The organism is Campylobacter sp. 1569 (genome assembly GCF_024723675.1).
Taxonomy (GTDB): domain Bacteria; phylum Campylobacterota; class Campylobacteria; order Campylobacterales; family Campylobacteraceae; genus Campylobacter_D; species Campylobacter_D jejuni_C.
Genome location: NZ_JANQDB010000013.1, coordinates 1 through 17137, shown reverse-complemented (window position 1 = coordinate 17137; position 17137 = coordinate 1). Strand labels below are relative to the sequence as shown.

Genomic DNA, 17137 nt, shown 5'->3' with positions numbered 1-17137 from the left:
TTATAACCAGAAGAAATAAGCAATCACAGCAAGGCTAATTGAGCAGAATATATTTAGTATAATTCCTACTCTTACCATTTCTTGTTGTTTAATATGCCCTGTACCAAAAACTATAGCATTTGGTGGTGTAGCAACTGGTAGCATGAAAGCACAAGAAGCACCGATGGCAATGATTAAAGCAAGACCTAAAGCAGGAACACCTAAGGTATCTGCTATAGAGATAAATAAAGGCACAAGCAAGGCTGCTGAAGCAGTATTTGAGGTAAATTCAGTTAAAAATACTATAAAAAAGGCCACGATTAAACCTATAACAAATAAATGCCCATTTTCTATAAATGAAATAATAGTATCAGCCATAACTTTGCTAGCACCTGAATCTTTTAGTACCACACTTAGAGTAATACCTCCACCAAAGAGCATTAATACACCCCAATCGGTATTTTTTTGTATATTTTTCCAATCTATCACTTTAAAAGCACATACTAAAACAGCAGCTAATAAAGCAATGATTGCATCAAGATTTGCTATTTTATGTCCAAAAATACTTGTAATGATAGGACCTATATTGCCACTAAAAATCCAAGATAATGCAACCACTAAAAAGATCACTAAAGTGATGATTCTAGGTCTTGTAAGTTCTATATTTTCAGTGTGTAAATCAACTTGTAGATTAAATTTAGGTTTGAACATAAAATACAAAATTAAAATCATTGCAGGTAAGAAGATTAAAACAATAGGAATACCATATTTTAACCACTGTGCAAAGCTAATGTGTAATTGAGTAGCAACGATAGCATTTGGCGGGGTTCCTACTATAGTGCCTATACCACCTATGCTCGCACTAAAAGCTATACCTAAAAGAATAAAAACATAAGTATTTCTATCTTTTTCTGGATCAAGTGAAGCTAGCATACCTATAGCAAGTGGAAGCATCATGGCAGCTGTTGCAGTATTACTCATCCACATAGATAAAAATGCGGTGGTAATAAAAATATATAAACTTGATAAACCCAAATGTCCTTTTGCGAGGGTTAAAATTTTATGTGCAATCAGTTTATCTAATTTTTGATGATGCATAGCTGCAGCCAGAGCAAAACCACCAAAAAATAAAAAAATATTTGAATCAGCAAAACCGGTTAAAGCTTTAGCGGTAGGTAATAATCCTAAAATAGCTGCTAAAACAGGTACTAAAATAGCTGTAATGGTAACATGTAAAGCTTCGCTAAGCCATAAAACAGCAATAAAGATTAACAAAGATAAACCTTGATTTACTTTGGTTTCACCAAAAGGGGAAAAATAAAGCAAAGCGATAAATAACACCAAATCAGCAATGACTATGAGTGTTTTTGTATTTGAACTCATTTAACAACTCCTTTAAAATATTGTAGTTTTGTAACATATTCTAAATGAATTTTTATTTAAATGTCAATTTTTATATAATTTTTTTTATATAAAATTCTTCTTGTGTGAAAAAAAGTAAGTTTTAGTAAAATTTATTTGTTTTTGGTATAATTTTTGCTATTTCAAAAAAATAATAATCTTTAAAAAGATGATTCTAAGGAAAGAAGATGCTTAAAAAAATATTTATATTTACTCTAGCTTTATTTTTTAGTGCTTGTGCGGTAAATTCTAAAAATCAAGGTGTAGCTAAGGTTAATGAAGTTATAAAAATTCAAGCAGAGTGTTATAATCCTTCTAGTCCTAAAGCTTATGAAGCAAAAATTAAAGGCCTTGTATATATTAGTGATGTAGGGCTTAAGTATTGTGCAAATAAAAGAACGCTTGATAAAAGTGTTTCTTTGAAAAAAGTTTATATTCATAGAGTGTATGATTTAAATGAGAATTTAAAATATTCTTCTTCTAATGGAAGCAATTATTACATCAATGAAAATTTTAACTACTATTTTTATGTGTTTTTAAAAGAAGAATTAGAAAATAGAGGTATAGTTGTAGTGGAAGATACACAAGATTCTCCTTATGTTTTAAAAGTAGATTTGAGTTTTAATGATTTTTATTCTAAATTTGATTCTGATTCTTTATTTTCAATTATTGCTAGTCAGTTAATACTAAAAGATATTAATATCAATAAAACTATTAATATTAAAACCAAACAAGAAGTTAAAGGTTTTTATAATATCAAAGATCTACCTTTTTTTACTCAGCTTCTTATAAAACAAGTGGCTAATAAATCTGCAGATATTATCAGCTCTTTGTGAGGTGTTTTAATTGTCATGGATTTTCCTTTGCGAGCTTTTGTCCAGCTTGCAAGGAAGAACTTTTAGAATATTCTTTGGGCATAAGAGAACTTGAGGGAAATTTTAAAGTTTATTATTTTTATCAATATGAACAAATTAAACATCTAATTTATTTTAAACACAAATTTCAAGGATATTTTGTTTTAAATGCGCTTGCAAAATTAAGCTTTGCTAAATTTAAAGATTTTTTTCAACCATCTTGTGAAATTAATGCTATAGCCTTGAATGATAAAACATATAAAAACTACTCTCATACTGCTATTTTAACCAAACATTTAAAAACTCAATTTATAAAACCTATGTATTATACTTTGCAAGCTAGTTCAGAATTTAAATATAGTGGAAAAAGTTTGCAATTTCGTAAAGATAATAAAAGATCTTATAAGCTTTTAAGGCATCCAAAATACCCTGTAATTTTAGTAGATGACGTGGTAACTACAGGATTAAGTTTACTTGAAGCAAAAGAGTTTTTAGAAAAAAATAATATTGAAGTGCTTTTTGCTTTAGTTTTAGCTAATGCAAAATTTGATACAATATAGGCATTAATTTTAAGGATTTTTATGGAAAATATTTTTACTAAAGATTCAGATATTGAAAATATAGATATAGAAAGTTCTATAAAAAGTAGTTATTTAGATTATTCTATGAGTGTTATTATAGGTCGTGCTTTACCTGATGCTAGAGATGGGCTTAAACCTGTTCATAGAAGAATTTTATATGCTATGAATGATTTAGGTGTGGGAAGTCGTAGTGCGTATAAAAAATCAGCGCGTATAGTGGGTGATGTAATCGGTAAATACCATCCACACGGTGATACAGCTGTATATGATGCTTTAGTAAGAATGGCGCAAGATTTTTCTATGCGTTACCCAAGTGTAGATGGACAAGGAAACTTTGGCTCTATTGATGGAGATGGCGCTGCTGCGATGCGTTATACTGAAGCTAGGATGACGATTTTAGCTGAAGAGCTTTTGCGTGATATAGAAAAAGACACGGTTGATTTTATACCAAATTATGATGATTCAATGAATGAACCTGATGTTTTACCTGCTAGGGTGCCAAATTTATTACTCAATGGTTCAAGCGGTATTGCAGTAGGTATGGCTACTAATATTCCTCCGCATAGTTTAAATGAGCTTATTGATGGCTTACTTTATTTAATTGATAATAAAAACGCAAGTTTAGAAGAAATAATGCAATTTATCAAAGGACCTGATTTTCCAACTGGTGGTATTATCTTTGGTAAAAAAGGTATTATAGAAGCTTACCGCACAGGTCGTGGTAGGGTAAAAGTAAGAGCAAAAACCCATATTGAAAAAAGAGCTAATAAAGATATTATTGTTATAGATGAACTTCCTTATCAAACTAATAAAGCAAGATTAATAGAGCAAATTGCTGAACTTGCTAAAGAAAAACAAATTGAAGGTATTGCTGAAGTTAGAGATGAGAGCGACAGAGAAGGAATTCGCGTGGTAATTGAGTTAAAACGTGATGCTATGAGTGAGATTGTGTTAAATAATCTTTTTAAATCCACTACTATGGAGAGTACTTTTGGTGTTATTATGCTTGCTATACATAATAAAGAACCAAAAGTTTTTTCTTTAATTGAGCTTTTAAATTTATTCTTAAATCATAGAAAAACTGTAATTATTAGAAGAACTATTTATGAATTGCAAAAAGCTAGAGCTAGAGCGCATATTTTAGAAGGTTTAAAAATTGCACTAGATAATATTGATGAAGTGATAGCTTTGATTAAAAACTCTCCTGATAATCCAACGGCTAAAAATTTGTTAATGCAAAAATTTGGCCTAAGTGAACTTCAATCTAATGCGATTTTAGATATGAAACTAGGCCGTTTAACAGGACTTGAGAGAGAAAAGATTGACAATGAATTAAGAGAATTATTAGCAGAAATTGAAAGACTTGATCAAATTTTAAAAAGTGAGACTTTGCTTGAAAATTTAATCAAAGATGAGTTAAAAGAAATCAGAACAAAATTTGATGTACCAAGAATCACTCAAATTGAAGATGATTATGATGATATTGATATAGAAGATTTGATACCAAATGAAAACATGGTGGTTACTATCACTCATCGTGGTTATATTAAGCGTGTCCCAAGTAAACAATATGAAAAACAAAAACGCGGCGGTAAAGGTAAAGTTGCAGTCACAACTTATGATGATGATTTTATAGAAAGTTTCTTTACAGCAAATACGCATGATACCTTGATGTTTGTTACTGATCGCGGACAGCTTTACTGGCTTAAAGTTTATAAAATTCCTGAAGGAAGTAGAACTGCTAAAGGTAAAGCCGTGGTTAATCTCATTAATTTACAAGCAGATGAAAAAATTATGGCAATTATCCCAACTACTGATTTTGATGAGAGTAAATCATTGTGCTTCTTTACTAAAAATGGTATCGTAAAACGCACAAATTTAAGTGAATATCAAAACATTAGAAGCGTAGGTGTAAAAGCGATCAACTTAGATGAAAATGATGAACTTGTTACTGCAATTATCGTAGCAAGGGATGAAAATGAAACTCAAGAACAAAATTATGAAGAAAATTTAGAAAATGAAATGCTTGAACCTAATGAAGAGCTTGATAATACTGTCGTTGGCAAAATGCTTTTTGCAGTTACTAAAAAAGGCATGTGTATTAAATTCCCACTTGCTAAAGTTAGAGAGATTGGTCGTGTAAGTAGAGGGGTAACTGCAATTAAATTTAAAGAAAAAGATGATGAGGTTGTAGGTGCTGTTGTTATAGAAAAAGACGCTCAAGAAATTTTAAGTGTAAGTGCAAAAGGTATAGGTAAGCGTACTGATGCTGGGGAATATAGGCTTCAAAGTAGAGGCGGCAAGGGTGTTATTTGTATGAAACTTACTGCTAAAACAAAAGATTTAATCGGAATAGTTATAGTTGATGAAAGTATGGATTTAATGGTGTTAACAAGTAGTGGTAAGATGATACGCGTTGATATGCAAAGTATTAGAAAAGCAGGTAGAAATACAAGTGGTGTGATTGTTGTTAATGTGGAAAATGATGAGGTTGTAAGCATTGCTAAATGTCCTAAAGAAGAAGATGAGGAATTAGATGCTGAAACTAATATGGATTTAAATTTAGAATAGTAAAAATTTTGGAATACTTTTTGCTATTTTGATAAAATCAAATAAATTGAAGGTGTAAAAAATGAAAAAAGTTGTTTTTATGTTTTGTTTGGCTTTGGGTTTTAGTGCTTGTGCGCTAGATCAAAGAGGTATGAATCCAAATCAAACTAAAGCTGCTCAAGCTGCAAGTTCTGATGTTGTGGTTCAAAAAGTAGACAAAGATGATGTGCGTAATATCATTAGAGAAGAAAAAATGCTTGCAAATGATACAAGTGCAGACAATGATCTAACTTTTACAGCAGTGGGCGAGGGTATTGCTCCTTTAAATACGGTTTCTGTTGGTCAAGCTTTGGCTTTGGCTAAAAGAGCAGCAATCACCGATGCTTATAGACAATTAGCTAGTAAGTTATATGGTGTAAGAGTTAATGGTAAAGATACAGTAAAAGATGCAATGCTTAAAAGCTCAACTATCACAGCGCAGGTAAATGGCTTGATTAAAAATGCAAGTGTAGTTGATCAAGACTTTAAAGATGGTCTTTATAGAGTAAATGTAGAACTTAAAATTGATGCTGACAAGTGGAAAGAATTGTTTGCTTATTAATCCTTATAATTTTTAATGCCACTGCCCAAGATGAATTTATATTTTGGGCAGAACTTTCTAATAAAAATTTTATCCTTTATCATCAAAATGAAACTATTTCTATGGCTATGACTAAAAGTAAAAATAAAAATTTAGAATATGCTTGCGAGTTAGTTTATACATCAAGTGATTTGAAAGCTTTAATACGCAATGATTTTGGTATGGTGACTGAAGAGAAAATGACAAAGCTAGATAAATTTAACTTTTTAAATGCTCATAAAAATGATTTGATTGATTGTTTTTTTAATTCAAAAATAGATGTAAAAGACTTTGTAAAAAGTGAGCAAGCAAGTGCACAAAGTGAAACTTATGTGAGAATTTTACCTTTAAGATTTATAGTTGAATTTCATGATAATAGTGCCTTTATATATTATCTTAAATAATACAAAGCTAGCTTTTATAAAAATCAAGTTAAAATACTTAAAAAAATATTAAGAGTAGAAAATGCAAAAAAGTATCCCTCATTATTTATTATTTAAATATTTGCGTTTTGATAAAGATCAACCCTTTATTATGCTTTCAAAAATTTTAGCTTTTTTAGGTGTTAGTATAGGGCTTTGCGTGCTTTTGGTTGCAATGGCTATTATGAATGGCTTTGATAAGGAATTTGAAAGAAAACTTTTTACTATGAATTATCCTATCACTATATTACCACGCTTTGGAGCAAGTGTGGATGATAAATTATTGCAAGAATTAAGAGCTAAATTTCCAAATTTATTATTTAGTCCTTATATTGCTACTCAGGTTATAGCAAGAAATGATTTAAAATTAGAAGGTGGTATGCTTTTTGGGGTTAATTTTGAAGATGAAAAAAAGATCAATGAAGTAGTAGCGCAAGCTTTAGAGGATAAAAAATTAGATAATTTTGATATTTTAATTGGTAAGGGTTTAAAAGATGAATTCGGACTTGATTATAATGAAAAAATAACTCTAATTTTTTCAAATCTAAATGCTAGTGGACTTTCACTTATCCCACAGGTTAAAAGATTTGATGTTAAGGCTGATTTTTCTTCAGGACTATTAGCCTATGATAAAGCTTATATGTATACAGATGTAAAAGCTTTAGCTAAGATTTTGTCATATCCCCAAGGACATTATGATGGAGTGCATGTGTATTCAAATAAACCCTTTGAAGTTATTAAACAAATTGAAACTTTTTTGGGTGCAAGGTATGCTAGTATAGGTTGGTGGGAGCAAAATGGGAATTTCTTTGCAGCGCTTGCTTTGGAAAAAAGAGCTTTGTTTATAGTATTGATGTTGATTATTTTGGTTGCAAGTTTAAATATAGTAAGTTCTTTATTGATGATAGTAATGAATCGTCGTAGTGAGATAGCTTTGTTGCTTTCTTTAGGAGTTAGTAAACTAGAGATTAAGAAAACCTTTTTTTCTTTAGGATTTTTAATAGGTGGAAGTGGTATTATAGCAGGTGTGATTCTTGCAGCTATAGCTTTGTGGGTGCTTGGAAATTTTGACATCATTTCTTTACCAAGTGATGTTTATGGTATGAGTAAATTACCATTAGAGCTTTCTTTAGTTGATTTTTGCGCTACACTTTTTGGTGCTATTGTGATAGTGAGTTTATCTTCTTACTATCCTGCTAAAAAAGCAACGCAAGTAGATATTTTAGATACTTTAAGAAACGAATAAATTGAGAAATTTATTCGTTTAAGAATTTTTGAATTTCATTGAAAAAGTTTTCATAGCTAATATCTTTGATGGTTTTAATAAATTTTCCATTTTCATTAATCAAATAAAACTCGCCACTATGCGCTATAGAATATCCCATAGCAGAATCTTTAAGATTGATTTTTTCATATACCACACCATAGTTTTTAGTAACTTTTTCTAATTCTTTTTCATCTTTAGCAACTAATGCAGTTGAATTTGGGTAAAAATACTTTACCCATTGGCTAGTTTGAGTTAAGTTGCTATCTCTTGCTGGATCTAGTGAGATAAATACCACATGAGCTTTTTCTTTATTTGGCATTTTTTCCAAAACATTAGCAATCAAGGCAAGCTCACTAGGACAGACATCAGGACAATATGTATAGCCAAAATATACAATTAATTTTTTACCAATAAAATCTTTTAAACTAAGTATGCCTTTTTCAGAATTTAAGTGAAAATTGTATTTGTTATTTTCAAAATACTGCACAGATATAAAAAATACCCCAAAAATTACCACAATTAATAAAAAAATATTTATTTTTTTCATATTTTACCTTTTTACATCAAAGTCAAAATAAAAATCTAGCGGAGTTTCATCATCAAAAAGCTCTATTCTAAAACGCATTATATCTAGCGTGCAAGAGCTTAAAACTAATTTAGCATGGTAAGTATTGTTGATTTTTTTAAATTGTGGAACAATATCTCCCATATACATATTAAGTCCATAAACCCTAGCATTGAGTTTTTTAAACTCACCTAAATTGGTAATATTTAAATCAAGCTCGTTTAATGTAGCTATAGGCTTTGGATTTAAATTTACTAATACCTTTTTATCTTTAAAATTATACTCGCACTCTTGGGTATTTAGATCGCATGTTAAAGGCGTTAGAGTGGTGATTAATTCTCTTTTTTTCCCGATATTTGATGAATTAGTATAAAAATAAGCCCCACATATAGCAAAGACTATAGCTAGGGCAAAGACAAGTAGATTTTTCATTATTTTTTAATACTTCTTGACTCGATATCTTTTAGTTCAATTGTGCTATTATCATCAAAGTAAAGCGTTAGATTAGCTTTGGTTTGTGGTGTGATATTTTCTTTAAGATTTAATACCATAATATGTTTACCACCAGGTTTAAGTTTGGTGCTTGAATTAGCTTTTATAGTAATTTGAGGGATTTGTATCATCATTTTTTTACCATTTTCCATGATATGATCATGAATTTCAGCTGTATCGCTTAATGAACTTTGAGCTTTGATGAGTTTTATATCTTTATTAGAGTTGTTTTTAAGCTCTAAAAAAAAGGCTGTGGTTTTAGAATTTGGTGGAGTTTGTCTTACATAGGGATCATTTACAGTGATGTTGTTAGCTAAGGTAAAAGTGCTTAAAAGAGCTAAGCTGAGTATTTTTTTCATTATTTTCCTTTATATTTTTAGTCAATTATAAACATTATACACGGAAAAAATTAAAAATATATTTATTGTAAAAATATTATAATTAGCTCTTTGTTGTTTTAAATTTTAATAGAAAGGTATAAATTGTTTAAAGTTATATTAGCATTGTTTAGTTTAGCTGTATTTGCAAATGCAAGTGAACTTGCAAAAATTTATTTAAATCAAGGTATTAATGCGGTTGAAAAGGTATTGGAGCAAGAATTAAGTAAGAAAGATTTTTGGCTTAATGAAATAAAAGATAAAAATGTTAGCCTTGGTTACTATGAAGAAAATGTTGCAATCGTTTTAACTAATAAAAGTGATAAAATCATTAGAGTTTATCATTATAATAATGGCAAAGTAGAAAAGAAATTTATTCAAAAAGATGTTTTAACTGGTTTAGCTGGAGATAAAGAAGTAGAAGGGGATTTAAAAACTCCTATAGGTTTTTATGAGCTTGGAAAGAAATTTTATCCTGGTGATCCATATTATGGACCATTTGCTTTTGCAACAACTTATCCAAATGTTTTAGATAAAACTTTAGGTAAAACAGGTGGTGGAATTTGGATTCATGGTTATCCTTTAGATGGAACGCGTTTAGATACTTATAAGACTAGAGGTTGTATTGCTGTGCAAAATGATTTGCTAGAAGATTTTAATAAATTAGTAGCTGATAGAAAAGCTTATGCAATGACAGAAGAAAAAAATAAAGTAAGAGCAAGTCATGAAGAAATAGCTATTTTATTAGCAAATTTATTTGCTTGGAAAGATAGTTGGCAAAAAAGTGATATCAATAAATATTTATCTTTTTATGATAAAAAAATTTTTAAACATAACAATAAATCTACGTATGAACAGTTTGCAAAAAATAAAGAAAGAATTTTCGCAAAAAAAGAAGAAAAAAATATTAAATTTTCAGATCTTAGTATAAGTCCTTATCCAAATGAAAAAAATGAAAAAATTTTTAGAATAGGATTTTATGAAGATTATCGCAGTACTAATTATAAATTCAAAGGAGAAAAAGTTCTTTATGTCAAGCTAGTTGAAGATAAAATGCAAATTTTAGCTGAACAGTAATGGCTTATATAAAAATTGATCGCTTGGCTTATGAATACAATCTTGATTTAATAGCCTCTAAGGCTGGGGGTTATGAAAAAGTAATTTGTGTTTTTAAAGATAATGCTTATGGGCATGGAGCTAAGCTTTTAGCTCCTATAGCTAGAGCAAAAGGTGTAAATTTTATAGCAGTAAAAAATGAGGCTGAGGCAAAAGAATTAGAAGATACTTTTGATAATATTTTAATTTTATCCCATCATCCACATGGTAATGAAAGTGAAAAATTTATTTATGCTTTAAATGATAAAAATGATATAAAAAAACTCAAAAAAAATACAAAAATTCATTTAGTCATAGATACAAATATGCATAGAAATGGAATTTTGCCTGAAGAAATTCAAGAAACTTTGCATGAGTTTAAAAATTATAGTTTGCAACTTCATGGAGTGATGATGCATTTTGCAGGAAGTGATGAAGTAGATGCAAGTTATTTTGTACAAAAACAAAAATTCCAACACGCTAAAGAGTTAATTTATAATTTATTACAAGAAGAGGCTAAAAACTTAGTATTTCACTCTCATAATTCTGAAGCTTTATTTAGAACAAATACTTTAGAAGATGATGAGTATTGTAGAGTAGGGCTTGTACAATTTGGTTATGCGTATTTTAGTAAAGATTTACGCAAAGTCATGAGTTTATGGGCTGAAAAATTAAGCCAAAGAGTGTTAAAAAAAGGTCAAAGTGTTGGTTATGGTGGTATGTATAATGCAAAAGAAGATCTTGAAATAGCAACTTATGATTTAGGTTATGCAGATGGACTTTTGCGCTATGATGGAAAACAAGAATTTTTTCTTCCTAATGGTAAAAAAATACTTGGAAAAATGTCTATGGATAGTTTTTCTTGTGAAAATGGTGGTGAGGAAATTTGTGTTATGAATGATGCAAATGTTATGGCTAATTTTTTTAATACTATTAATTATGAAATTTTAGTAAAACTTTCTCCAAATTTAAAAAGAATTGTAATTTAAGATAAAAAATACTAATATATTCAATGAAAGGTGAAGTATGGCATTTTTAAATTGGGCTATTTTAATTTTGTTTTTATTTATAGTGTTTTTGCTAATTAATCGTTATGAAAAAAAAATGAAGATTTTATATAAAAACATAGAAATATTAAAAAATGAGTGTAAAAAAAATAGTGAAAACATAGAACAAAATAGAATTTTGATAGAAAAAAATAGATCAAATATTGAAGACATAAAAAATCAAGATTAGTTTTTACTAATCTTGAAGTGATCTTGCTATTAATTCTAAAGGATGTGAGAACTGCGTGGAGATTTTTTCATGCTCTAGTGCATTTGAAATTTGCATTCTACAAGCTGAGCATTCTGCGCTAATGATTTCCACATCACTTTTTTGTATGTTTTGAGCTTTTTTTATGCCAACTTGCAAAGCTTTTTTATGATAATCAGTTTGCATACTCACTCCACCAAAACCACAACACTCATTCGAGTTAATAAGTTCTTTAAAAACATAATTTTGTTTCAGTAAAGTTCTTGGTTCTTTAAAAACTCCTTGCATTTTTCTTGCATGGCAAGGATCATGATATGCAATTTTTGTATTTATTTTTTTCTTTGTTTTTAAAAGTTCTTCTAAATTAGTATATTCATAAAAATACTTTGTTGCAAGTAGTATTTTACTAGAAATATTTTTAGCTCTTATTGCCCATTCTTTATCTTTTTGCATATGAAAAAAATGTTCATAATCTATATTAATCATCGCAGAACAGGTTGCTTCTGGAATAATGATATAATCTAGTGTTTTTAATTTTTCTTCAAAATAAACAATATTTTTTTTAGCCAATTTTTCTACACTTTTAAAATCTCCGGTAAAATAATGAGGAGCACCACAACAAGATTGATCTTTTAATAAATCAACATTAATTTTAAGATGCTTGCAAATTTCAAGTAAGGCAAAACCTGTATTGGTATAAGAATAATTAGATAAACATCCTATAAAAAGTCCTATAGTTTTTTCGCCCTGATTATTTATAAAATCAGGATTTGAAGCTAAAAAACTTTTTTTAGCTAAAGAAGGTAGCAAACGACCTTTTTTTATTAAAGGTAGGTTAAATTTGGCTTTCATTCCCAAATTTTTATGTTGTAAGCTAAAAGCACAACTTTGAAAAACATAGCCTAATTTTGCTAAAATATCTAAAGTTCTTCTATGTCTTAGAAAAAAGAAAACAAGTTTTTTATACCATGCTATACCAAATTTTTGAGCTATATCAAAGCGTACTTTTTCAATAGCACTATCCACTCTTAAATGACTTGGGCAAACTTCAACGCAATTTGTACATAAAAAACACGATTCAAAAGTTTTTTTAAGATTTTTATCAAGTTCTAGTTCTTGGCTTTCATAAGCGCTGATTAGATCCAAAAAACCACGAGGAGAAGTGCTCTCATCGCGGTTTATCTCATGTATAGTACAAACTGGTATGCATTTGCCACATTTTACGCAAGCATTAGAGATTTCATTAATGTTTAACATATCAAACCGTTTTGGAAAATACTTTTTTATCTTCACTAATACGTTTTAAATATTTATCAAAACACATAGCAATATTACGTATTAAAAGCACTCCTGTTTCATTAACTTTGATATAATTCTTATCTATAGTGACAAATTCATTAAGCCCTTCAAGTTCTTTTAAATCATGCTTAAAATACTCAAAAAAATCAATCTTAAATTTACTTTCTACATTTTTTATATTAAGGGCAAAATTACTCATAAGTTCCATAATAACAGCTTTTCTTAGTTCATCATCATCATTAAGCATAATGCCTTTTTCACAAGGTAATCTACCCTCATCAATAGCTTTTTCATAGCTTGGCATATCTTTGAAATTTTGCATATAATGTCTTTGTCCTTCACCTATACTTGTTAAGCCAATACCAATTAAATCAGTTCCACCTTTTGTGGTATAACCTTGGAAATTTCTATGTAAGCTGCCATTTTCTAAAGCTTTAAAAAGTTCATCTTGTGGTTTTGCAAAATGATCCATTCCTATCATTTTATAGCCATTTTGAGTTAAAAATTTTTCACAATATTCTAAAATTTGAAGCTTTATATCAGGGCTTGGCAATGTACTTTCATCAAATTTTCTCATATTTTTTTTAAGCCAAGGCACATGTGCGTAGTTAAAAATAGCAAAACGATCAGGATTGATTAATAATGCTTTTTCTAAAGTTTGTTTAAAGCTTTCTAGGCTTTGATAAGGAAGACCATAGATTAAATCCATATTTACCGAGTTAATACCTTTTTTTCTTACCATATCTACTGCATTTTTGGTTAATTCAAAAGGTTGAATTCTATGAATTTCTTTTTGAACCTTTTCATCAAAATCTTGCACACCAAAACTAATACGATTAAAACCATTTTGGATTAAAACATCTGCTTGTTCTTCATTTAAAAATCTAGGATCAATCTCGCAACTTACTTCGCTATCTTGGGTAAAATTTGGAAAAATACTTTTTATTTTTAAAATCAAACTTTGTAATTGTTTAGCGCAAAAGAAAGTAGGTGTGCCACCACCAAAATGCATTTGTGCTACTTCTCTTTGAGTATTGATGATATTTGATAAAAGATCAAGTTCTTTAAAAAGATAGTTTAAATATCTTTCTTTGCTTTCTTCTTTAGCAGTATATATTACATTGCAACCACAAAAATAACAAGCGCTTCTACAAAAAGGCAAATGAAAATACAAAGATAATTGCGCTTTTTGTTCTTTTAAAATTTGTATATAATCCTCATATTTAAATTGAGTGTTAAATTCTACTGCAGTAGGATAAGAAGTGTATCTAGGTCCTGCTTTAGAGTATTTAATAAAGCTTTTATAATCTTTCATTTAACTTTACCTTTTGCATCATTTCTGTCATATCAATAAACAAGTTAGGATGTTTTGCATGGATATTGCTGATTAATTGATCTAAATCAATATTAACTTCTTTTATACCTTTGGCTACTTGATGTTTAATCTCATCCATTGCAACTGTCCAAACATCATTAAAGTCAATAGGAATTTGTTGATAAATAGCCTTTTCAAGTTTAAGCTCAAAATTATCTTTTTGCATTTCTTTGGCATTTTGTAAGAACTCAATTAAGGTTTTTACAGAAAACATAGTTTTAACTTCATCATTTTCGTCTACTATAAACCATGGTTCAGGTGCTAACTCATGACCATTTTTTAGGCTTAACTTTTTTTCTTTATCGTTAATGTGGGTGAGATGAAATATAGTTTGATTGTGCTTTTCTATGCCTAAATGGCTTGATAACTCATTGATGATATCTTGAGAACTTTTTTTACTTAGACTATTCAATCTTGATCCTTATTTGTTTAGTAGTTTTGCAATTTCTTTTGCATGATAGGTTATAATAAGCTTAGCTCCTGCTCTTTTAAAGGCAAGCATAGTTTCAAGCACTATTTTTTCATAGTCAATCACACCTGCTTTTTGACCCGCTTTTAACAAAGCATATTCTCCACTTACATTATACACACAAAGTGGAAGCTTAGAGTGATTTGCTATATCTTTAACTACATCTAAATACGCAAGTGCTGGTTTAACCATCAAAATATCAGCACCTTGTTTTTCATCTTCTAAACTCTCACATAAGGCTTCTTTACCATTGGCAAAATCCATTTGATAGGTTTTTCTATCTCCATAACTTGGTGCAGAATCAGCCACATCTCTAAAAGGCCCATAATAAGCTGAGGCAAATTTGGTAGAATAAGCCATAATAGGTAAATTTTCAAAACCATTTTCATCTAAGGTTTTTCTTAAAGTTTCAATAATACCATCCATCATACCGCTTGGTGCTATCATATCAGCGCCGTTTTTGGCATGAATTAGAGCTTGTTTGGCTGAAATTTCCAAAGTTAAGTCATTATCTACGCTTTTGCTTTTTGGATCAATAATGCCACAATGACCATGATCGGTATACTCACAAAAACAAAGATCAGTAATCACTACTAAATCAGGAAATTTTGCCTTAATAGCCCTTAGACTTGTAGCTATCAAACCATCATCACTTAATGCATCACTGCCACAGCTATCTTTTTTAGAGCTTTCCAACACACCAAATAAAATAATCGCTTTAATACCAAGATTAACTAACTCTTCGCATTCTTTTAAAATTTCATCTAAGCTCATTTGAAACACACCTGGCATAGACGTGATTTCATTTTTAATATTAATACCATTGACAACAAAAAGTGGATAGATTAAATCATCTAAATTTAAGGTATTTTCTTTTACTAGGCTTCTAATATTCTCATTAAGTCTTAATCTTCTAAAGCGTTTAAACATAAATTTCCTTTTTGTTTGTTAAAATTGCTTAAATTCTAGCATATTTTTTATAAAAAGGTAAAGTAAAATAATGACTATTCAAATTTCTGAAATAGCAAAACTTCCCACTCGTTTTGGAGAATTTAATATACAAAGTTTTAAAGAAAACGATAAAGAACATCTTTGTATTTTTAAAGGGAAATTAGAAAAAGAAGTTAATATTAGAATCCATTCAGAATGTTTAACGGGCGATGTTTTAGGAAGTTTAAAGTGTGATTGCGGAGAACAGCTTGATTTTTCTTTAAAATATATCCAAGAGTATGGTGGTATGGTGATTTATCTAAGACAAGAAGGAAGAGGTATAGGGCTTTTTAATAAAATCAATGCTTATGCTTTACAAGATAAAGGTTTTAACACTATAGAGGCAAATCATCAATTAGGATTTAAAGCAGATGAGCGTAGTTATGAAATAGTAGATTTTATACTCAAATATTATAAGATTTCTAAGATTAATCTTTTGACTAATAACCCTGAAAAACTTAGCTCTTTGAAAGGAAAAGTAAATTTAAGAATTCCTATTTTAATTGAAGCAAATCGTTTTAATAAAGATTATTTAGAAATTAAACATACGCAAATGGGGCATTTAAATTGAAAACTTACGAAGAGCAATTAAATTTTTTAAAAGACTTTGCAAATAAAGATGATTTTTTCCAAAAAATCACACTCTATAAAGAGTTGCTAAAAAAATTTAATGCTGTACATAATCTAACTCATCTTGAAAACATAGACGATAATATTATCGATAGTATAAAAATTTTAGATTATTGTGATTTGACTGATAAAAAAAAGGTTATCGATGTTGGAAGTGGAGCCGGTTTTCCTGCGATATTTTTAGCATGTATTTTGGGAAATAGTAATTTTTTTCTATTTGAGCCTAGTGTTAAAAAGGCTTCTTTTTTAAGAGTAATCAAAACTGAACTTAATTTGATAAATGTAAGTATTATAAAGGAAAAATTACAAAATCATCCACCTTTTAAAGCAGATTTAATCACCTCAAGAGCATTGATGGATATAAAACCTTTGATTGTAATTTCAAATGGTTTTTATGATGAAAAAACTTCATTTTTGCTTTATAAAGGTAGCGAGGTTTATGATGAACTACAAGGAATGAAAGATTATAAAATTTTCAACCGTGGTTTTAGAAATTATTGTCTTTTAAAGGTAAAGGAAAAATTATGTTGATTTTTGGACACCCTTTGATAAATATGCAAAAATTTAGTTTTTATGAAAATATTTTTATAAAAACAAATGTAAATTGTTTTGATTATAATGAGCAAAATATAAAAAGTGCAAAAGATGAAAAAATAGATTTTGCTATATATGCTAAGAATGAGGAAGAAATTTTACTTTCTAATGCACTAGGGGCAAAATATATTTTAATAGAAGATGAAAATTTGGCCAAAACTGCTTCAAAAATAGCTGAATTTTATATGTTTGATTCTAAAATTTTACTTTTGCTTGATACTTTAAAAAACAATCTAAAAAAAGCTTATGAATTAAGTGTAGATGGTGTTTGTTTAAAATCTTATATTAGATAAACTAAACCCTTAATGGGTTTAGTTTAATTAT

At 29.0% G+C, this 17137-nt stretch carries 20 protein-coding genes; 12 read left to right on the top strand and 8 right to left on the bottom strand.

All coding sequences use genetic code 11. From position 1 onward, the window contains the following. Positions 1-1362, bottom strand: coding sequence for a DASS family sodium-coupled anion symporter (locus CAMP5060_RS06625; protein WP_214126429.1), 1362 nt, complete (start codon positions 1360-1362; stop codon positions 1-3). A gap of 206 nt (positions 1363-1568) precedes the next feature. On the opposite strand from CAMP5060_RS06625, the gene mapA reads away from it, so the two are divergent. The 6 genes from mapA to CAMP5060_RS06595 all read left to right on the top strand — a co-directional run bounded on the left by mapA (position 1569) and on the right by CAMP5060_RS06595 (position 7652). Continuing rightward, positions 1569-2216, top strand: coding sequence for an outer membrane lipoprotein MapA (gene mapA, locus CAMP5060_RS06620; protein WP_087700871.1), 648 nt, complete (start codon positions 1569-1571; stop codon positions 2214-2216). Continuing rightward, positions 2213-2794 carry a ComF family protein gene (locus CAMP5060_RS06615; protein WP_337218112.1) on the top strand — a complete coding sequence of 194 codons (582 nt, stop codon included), beginning with the start codon at positions 2213-2215 and terminating at the stop codon, positions 2792-2794. Before mapA ends, CAMP5060_RS06615 begins: the two co-directional genes overlap by 4 nt. Before the next feature lie 21 nt (positions 2795-2815). Further along, the gene (gene gyrA, locus CAMP5060_RS06610) at positions 2816-5386 is read left to right on the top strand and encodes a DNA gyrase subunit A (protein WP_261545282.1); all 2571 of its coding nucleotides are present in this window, start codon (positions 2816-2818) and stop codon (positions 5384-5386) included. A 61-nt stretch (positions 5387-5447) separates the two neighbouring features. Continuing rightward, positions 5448-5966, top strand: coding sequence for an LPP20 family lipoprotein (locus CAMP5060_RS06605; protein ID WP_087700868.1), 519 nt, complete (start codon positions 5448-5450; stop codon positions 5964-5966). Further along, the gene (locus tag CAMP5060_RS06600) at positions 5942-6388 is read left to right on the top strand and encodes a hypothetical protein (protein WP_337218111.1); all 447 of its coding nucleotides are present in this window, start codon (positions 5942-5944) and stop codon (positions 6386-6388) included. Before CAMP5060_RS06605 ends, CAMP5060_RS06600 begins: the two co-directional genes overlap by 25 nt. Positions 6389-6449: 61 nt before the next feature. Further along, on the top strand, positions 6450-7652 hold the full coding sequence (locus CAMP5060_RS06595) for an ABC transporter permease (protein ID WP_337218110.1): 1203 nt from the start codon (positions 6450-6452) through the stop codon (positions 7650-7652). Positions 7653-7662: 10 nt separating this feature from the next. Here CAMP5060_RS06595 and CAMP5060_RS06590 read toward each other — a convergent pair whose 3' ends face one another. From CAMP5060_RS06590 to CAMP5060_RS06580, 3 genes are read right to left on the bottom strand one after another with little or no spacing between them, the layout of a single operon-like run. Next, on the bottom strand, positions 7663-8220 hold the full coding sequence (locus CAMP5060_RS06590) for an SCO family protein (RefSeq protein WP_214126433.1): 558 nt from the start codon (positions 8218-8220) through the stop codon (positions 7663-7665). Positions 8221-8223: 3 nt separating this feature from the next. Beyond that, positions 8224-8670 (bottom strand): hypothetical protein, encoded by a 447-nt coding sequence (locus tag CAMP5060_RS06585; protein ID WP_214126434.1) that lies wholly within the window; start codon positions 8668-8670, stop codon positions 8224-8226. Further along, entirely contained in the window at positions 8670-9089 is a 420-nt protein-coding gene (locus CAMP5060_RS06580) for a copper chaperone PCu(A)C (RefSeq protein ID WP_214126435.1), read from the bottom strand. Before CAMP5060_RS06580 ends, CAMP5060_RS06585 begins: the two co-directional genes overlap by 1 nt. 108 nt (positions 9090-9197) lie before the next feature. Between CAMP5060_RS06580 and CAMP5060_RS06575 the strand changes: the two genes are divergently transcribed. The 3 genes from CAMP5060_RS06575 to CAMP5060_RS06565 are packed head-to-tail and all read left to right on the top strand — an operon-like array spanning position 9198 to position 11438. Then, on the top strand, positions 9198-10184 hold the full coding sequence (locus CAMP5060_RS06575) for a L,D-transpeptidase family protein (RefSeq protein ID WP_261545292.1): 987 nt from the start codon (positions 9198-9200) through the stop codon (positions 10182-10184). Continuing rightward, positions 10184-11191, top strand: a complete 1008-nt coding sequence (locus CAMP5060_RS06570) for an alanine racemase (RefSeq protein WP_214100561.1) — start codon at positions 10184-10186, stop codon at positions 11189-11191. Before CAMP5060_RS06575 ends, CAMP5060_RS06570 begins: the two co-directional genes overlap by 1 nt. A gap of 37 nt (positions 11192-11228) precedes the next feature. Further along, a complete protein-coding gene (locus tag CAMP5060_RS06565) occupies positions 11229-11438 on the top strand; it encodes a hypothetical protein (protein WP_337218109.1) in 210 nt (69 codons plus the stop codon). A 6-nt stretch (positions 11439-11444) separates the two neighbouring features. Here the strand turns inward: CAMP5060_RS06565 and CAMP5060_RS06560 are convergent, their stop codons facing one another. The 4 genes from CAMP5060_RS06560 to hemB are packed head-to-tail and all read right to left on the bottom strand — an operon-like array spanning position 11445 to position 15529. Next, positions 11445-12713 (bottom strand): (Fe-S)-binding protein, encoded by a 1269-nt coding sequence (locus tag CAMP5060_RS06560; RefSeq protein ID WP_214126438.1) that lies wholly within the window; start codon positions 12711-12713, stop codon positions 11445-11447. A 1-nt stretch (position 12714) separates the two neighbouring features. Beyond that, positions 12715-14070: an oxygen-independent coproporphyrinogen III oxidase gene (gene hemN, locus CAMP5060_RS06555; RefSeq protein ID WP_337218108.1), complete on the bottom strand. Its 1356-nt coding sequence runs from the start codon at positions 14068-14070 to the stop codon at positions 12715-12717. After that, positions 14057-14542 carry a DUF2603 domain-containing protein gene (locus CAMP5060_RS06550; RefSeq protein ID WP_337218107.1) on the bottom strand — a complete coding sequence of 162 codons (486 nt, stop codon included), beginning with the start codon at positions 14540-14542 and terminating at the stop codon, positions 14057-14059. The genes hemN and CAMP5060_RS06550 overlap by 14 nt, the downstream gene beginning before the upstream one ends. Before the next feature lie 9 nt (positions 14543-14551). After that, complete coding sequence (hemB, locus tag CAMP5060_RS06545; protein WP_261545277.1) at positions 14552-15529, bottom strand: porphobilinogen synthase; 978 nt, start codon at positions 15527-15529, stop codon at positions 14552-14554. 70 nt (positions 15530-15599) lie between these two features. On the opposite strand from hemB, the gene ribA reads away from it, so the two are divergent. The 3 genes from ribA to CAMP5060_RS06530 are packed head-to-tail and all read left to right on the top strand — an operon-like array spanning position 15600 to position 17106. After that, entirely contained in the window at positions 15600-16160 is a 561-nt protein-coding gene (gene ribA / locus CAMP5060_RS06540) for a GTP cyclohydrolase II (protein ID WP_214126441.1), read from the top strand. Beyond that, on the top strand, positions 16157-16750 hold the full coding sequence (gene rsmG / locus CAMP5060_RS06535) for a 16S rRNA (guanine(527)-N(7))-methyltransferase RsmG (RefSeq protein WP_337218106.1): 594 nt from the start codon (positions 16157-16159) through the stop codon (positions 16748-16750). The genes ribA and rsmG overlap by 4 nt, the downstream gene beginning before the upstream one ends. Further along, positions 16744-17106, top strand: a complete 363-nt coding sequence (locus CAMP5060_RS06530) for a hypothetical protein (RefSeq protein WP_087700853.1) — start codon at positions 16744-16746, stop codon at positions 17104-17106. Before rsmG ends, CAMP5060_RS06530 begins: the two co-directional genes overlap by 7 nt. Positions 17107-17137 lie beyond the last annotated feature (31 nt).

Coding starts and splice junctions, on each gene's coding strand:
- CAMP5060_RS06625 (WP_214126429.1), bottom strand. CDS start 1,362: ATGAGTTCAAATACAAAAACACTCATAGTCATTGCTGATTTGGTGTTA.
- mapA (WP_087700871.1), top strand. CDS start 1,569: ATGCTTAAAAAAATATTTATATTTACTCTAGCTTTATTTTTTAGTGCT.
- gyrA (WP_261545282.1), top strand. CDS start 2,816: ATGGAAAATATTTTTACTAAAGATTCAGATATTGAAAATATAGATATA.
- CAMP5060_RS06605 (WP_087700868.1), top strand. CDS start 5,448: ATGAAAAAAGTTGTTTTTATGTTTTGTTTGGCTTTGGGTTTTAGTGCT.
- CAMP5060_RS06595 (WP_337218110.1), top strand. CDS start 6,450: ATGCAAAAAAGTATCCCTCATTATTTATTATTTAAATATTTGCGTTTT.
- CAMP5060_RS06590 (WP_214126433.1), bottom strand. CDS start 8,220: ATGAAAAAAATAAATATTTTTTTATTAATTGTGGTAATTTTTGGGGTA.
- CAMP5060_RS06585 (WP_214126434.1), bottom strand. CDS start 8,670: ATGAAAAATCTACTTGTCTTTGCCCTAGCTATAGTCTTTGCTATATGT.
- CAMP5060_RS06580 (WP_214126435.1), bottom strand. CDS start 9,089: ATGAAAAAAATACTCAGCTTAGCTCTTTTAAGCACTTTTACCTTAGCT.
- CAMP5060_RS06570 (WP_214100561.1), top strand. CDS start 10,184: ATGGCTTATATAAAAATTGATCGCTTGGCTTATGAATACAATCTTGAT.
- CAMP5060_RS06565 (WP_337218109.1), top strand. CDS start 11,229: ATGGCATTTTTAAATTGGGCTATTTTAATTTTGTTTTTATTTATAGTG.
- CAMP5060_RS06560 (WP_214126438.1), bottom strand. CDS start 12,713: ATGTTAAACATTAATGAAATCTCTAATGCTTGCGTAAAATGTGGCAAA.
- hemN (WP_337218108.1), bottom strand. CDS start 14,070: ATGAAAGATTATAAAAGCTTTATTAAATACTCTAAAGCAGGACCTAGA.
- hemB (WP_261545277.1), bottom strand. CDS start 15,529: ATGTTTAAACGCTTTAGAAGATTAAGACTTAATGAGAATATTAGAAGC.
- ribA (WP_214126441.1), top strand. CDS start 15,600: ATGACTATTCAAATTTCTGAAATAGCAAAACTTCCCACTCGTTTTGGA.
- CAMP5060_RS06530 (WP_087700853.1), top strand. CDS start 16,744: ATGTTGATTTTTGGACACCCTTTGATAAATATGCAAAAATTTAGTTTT.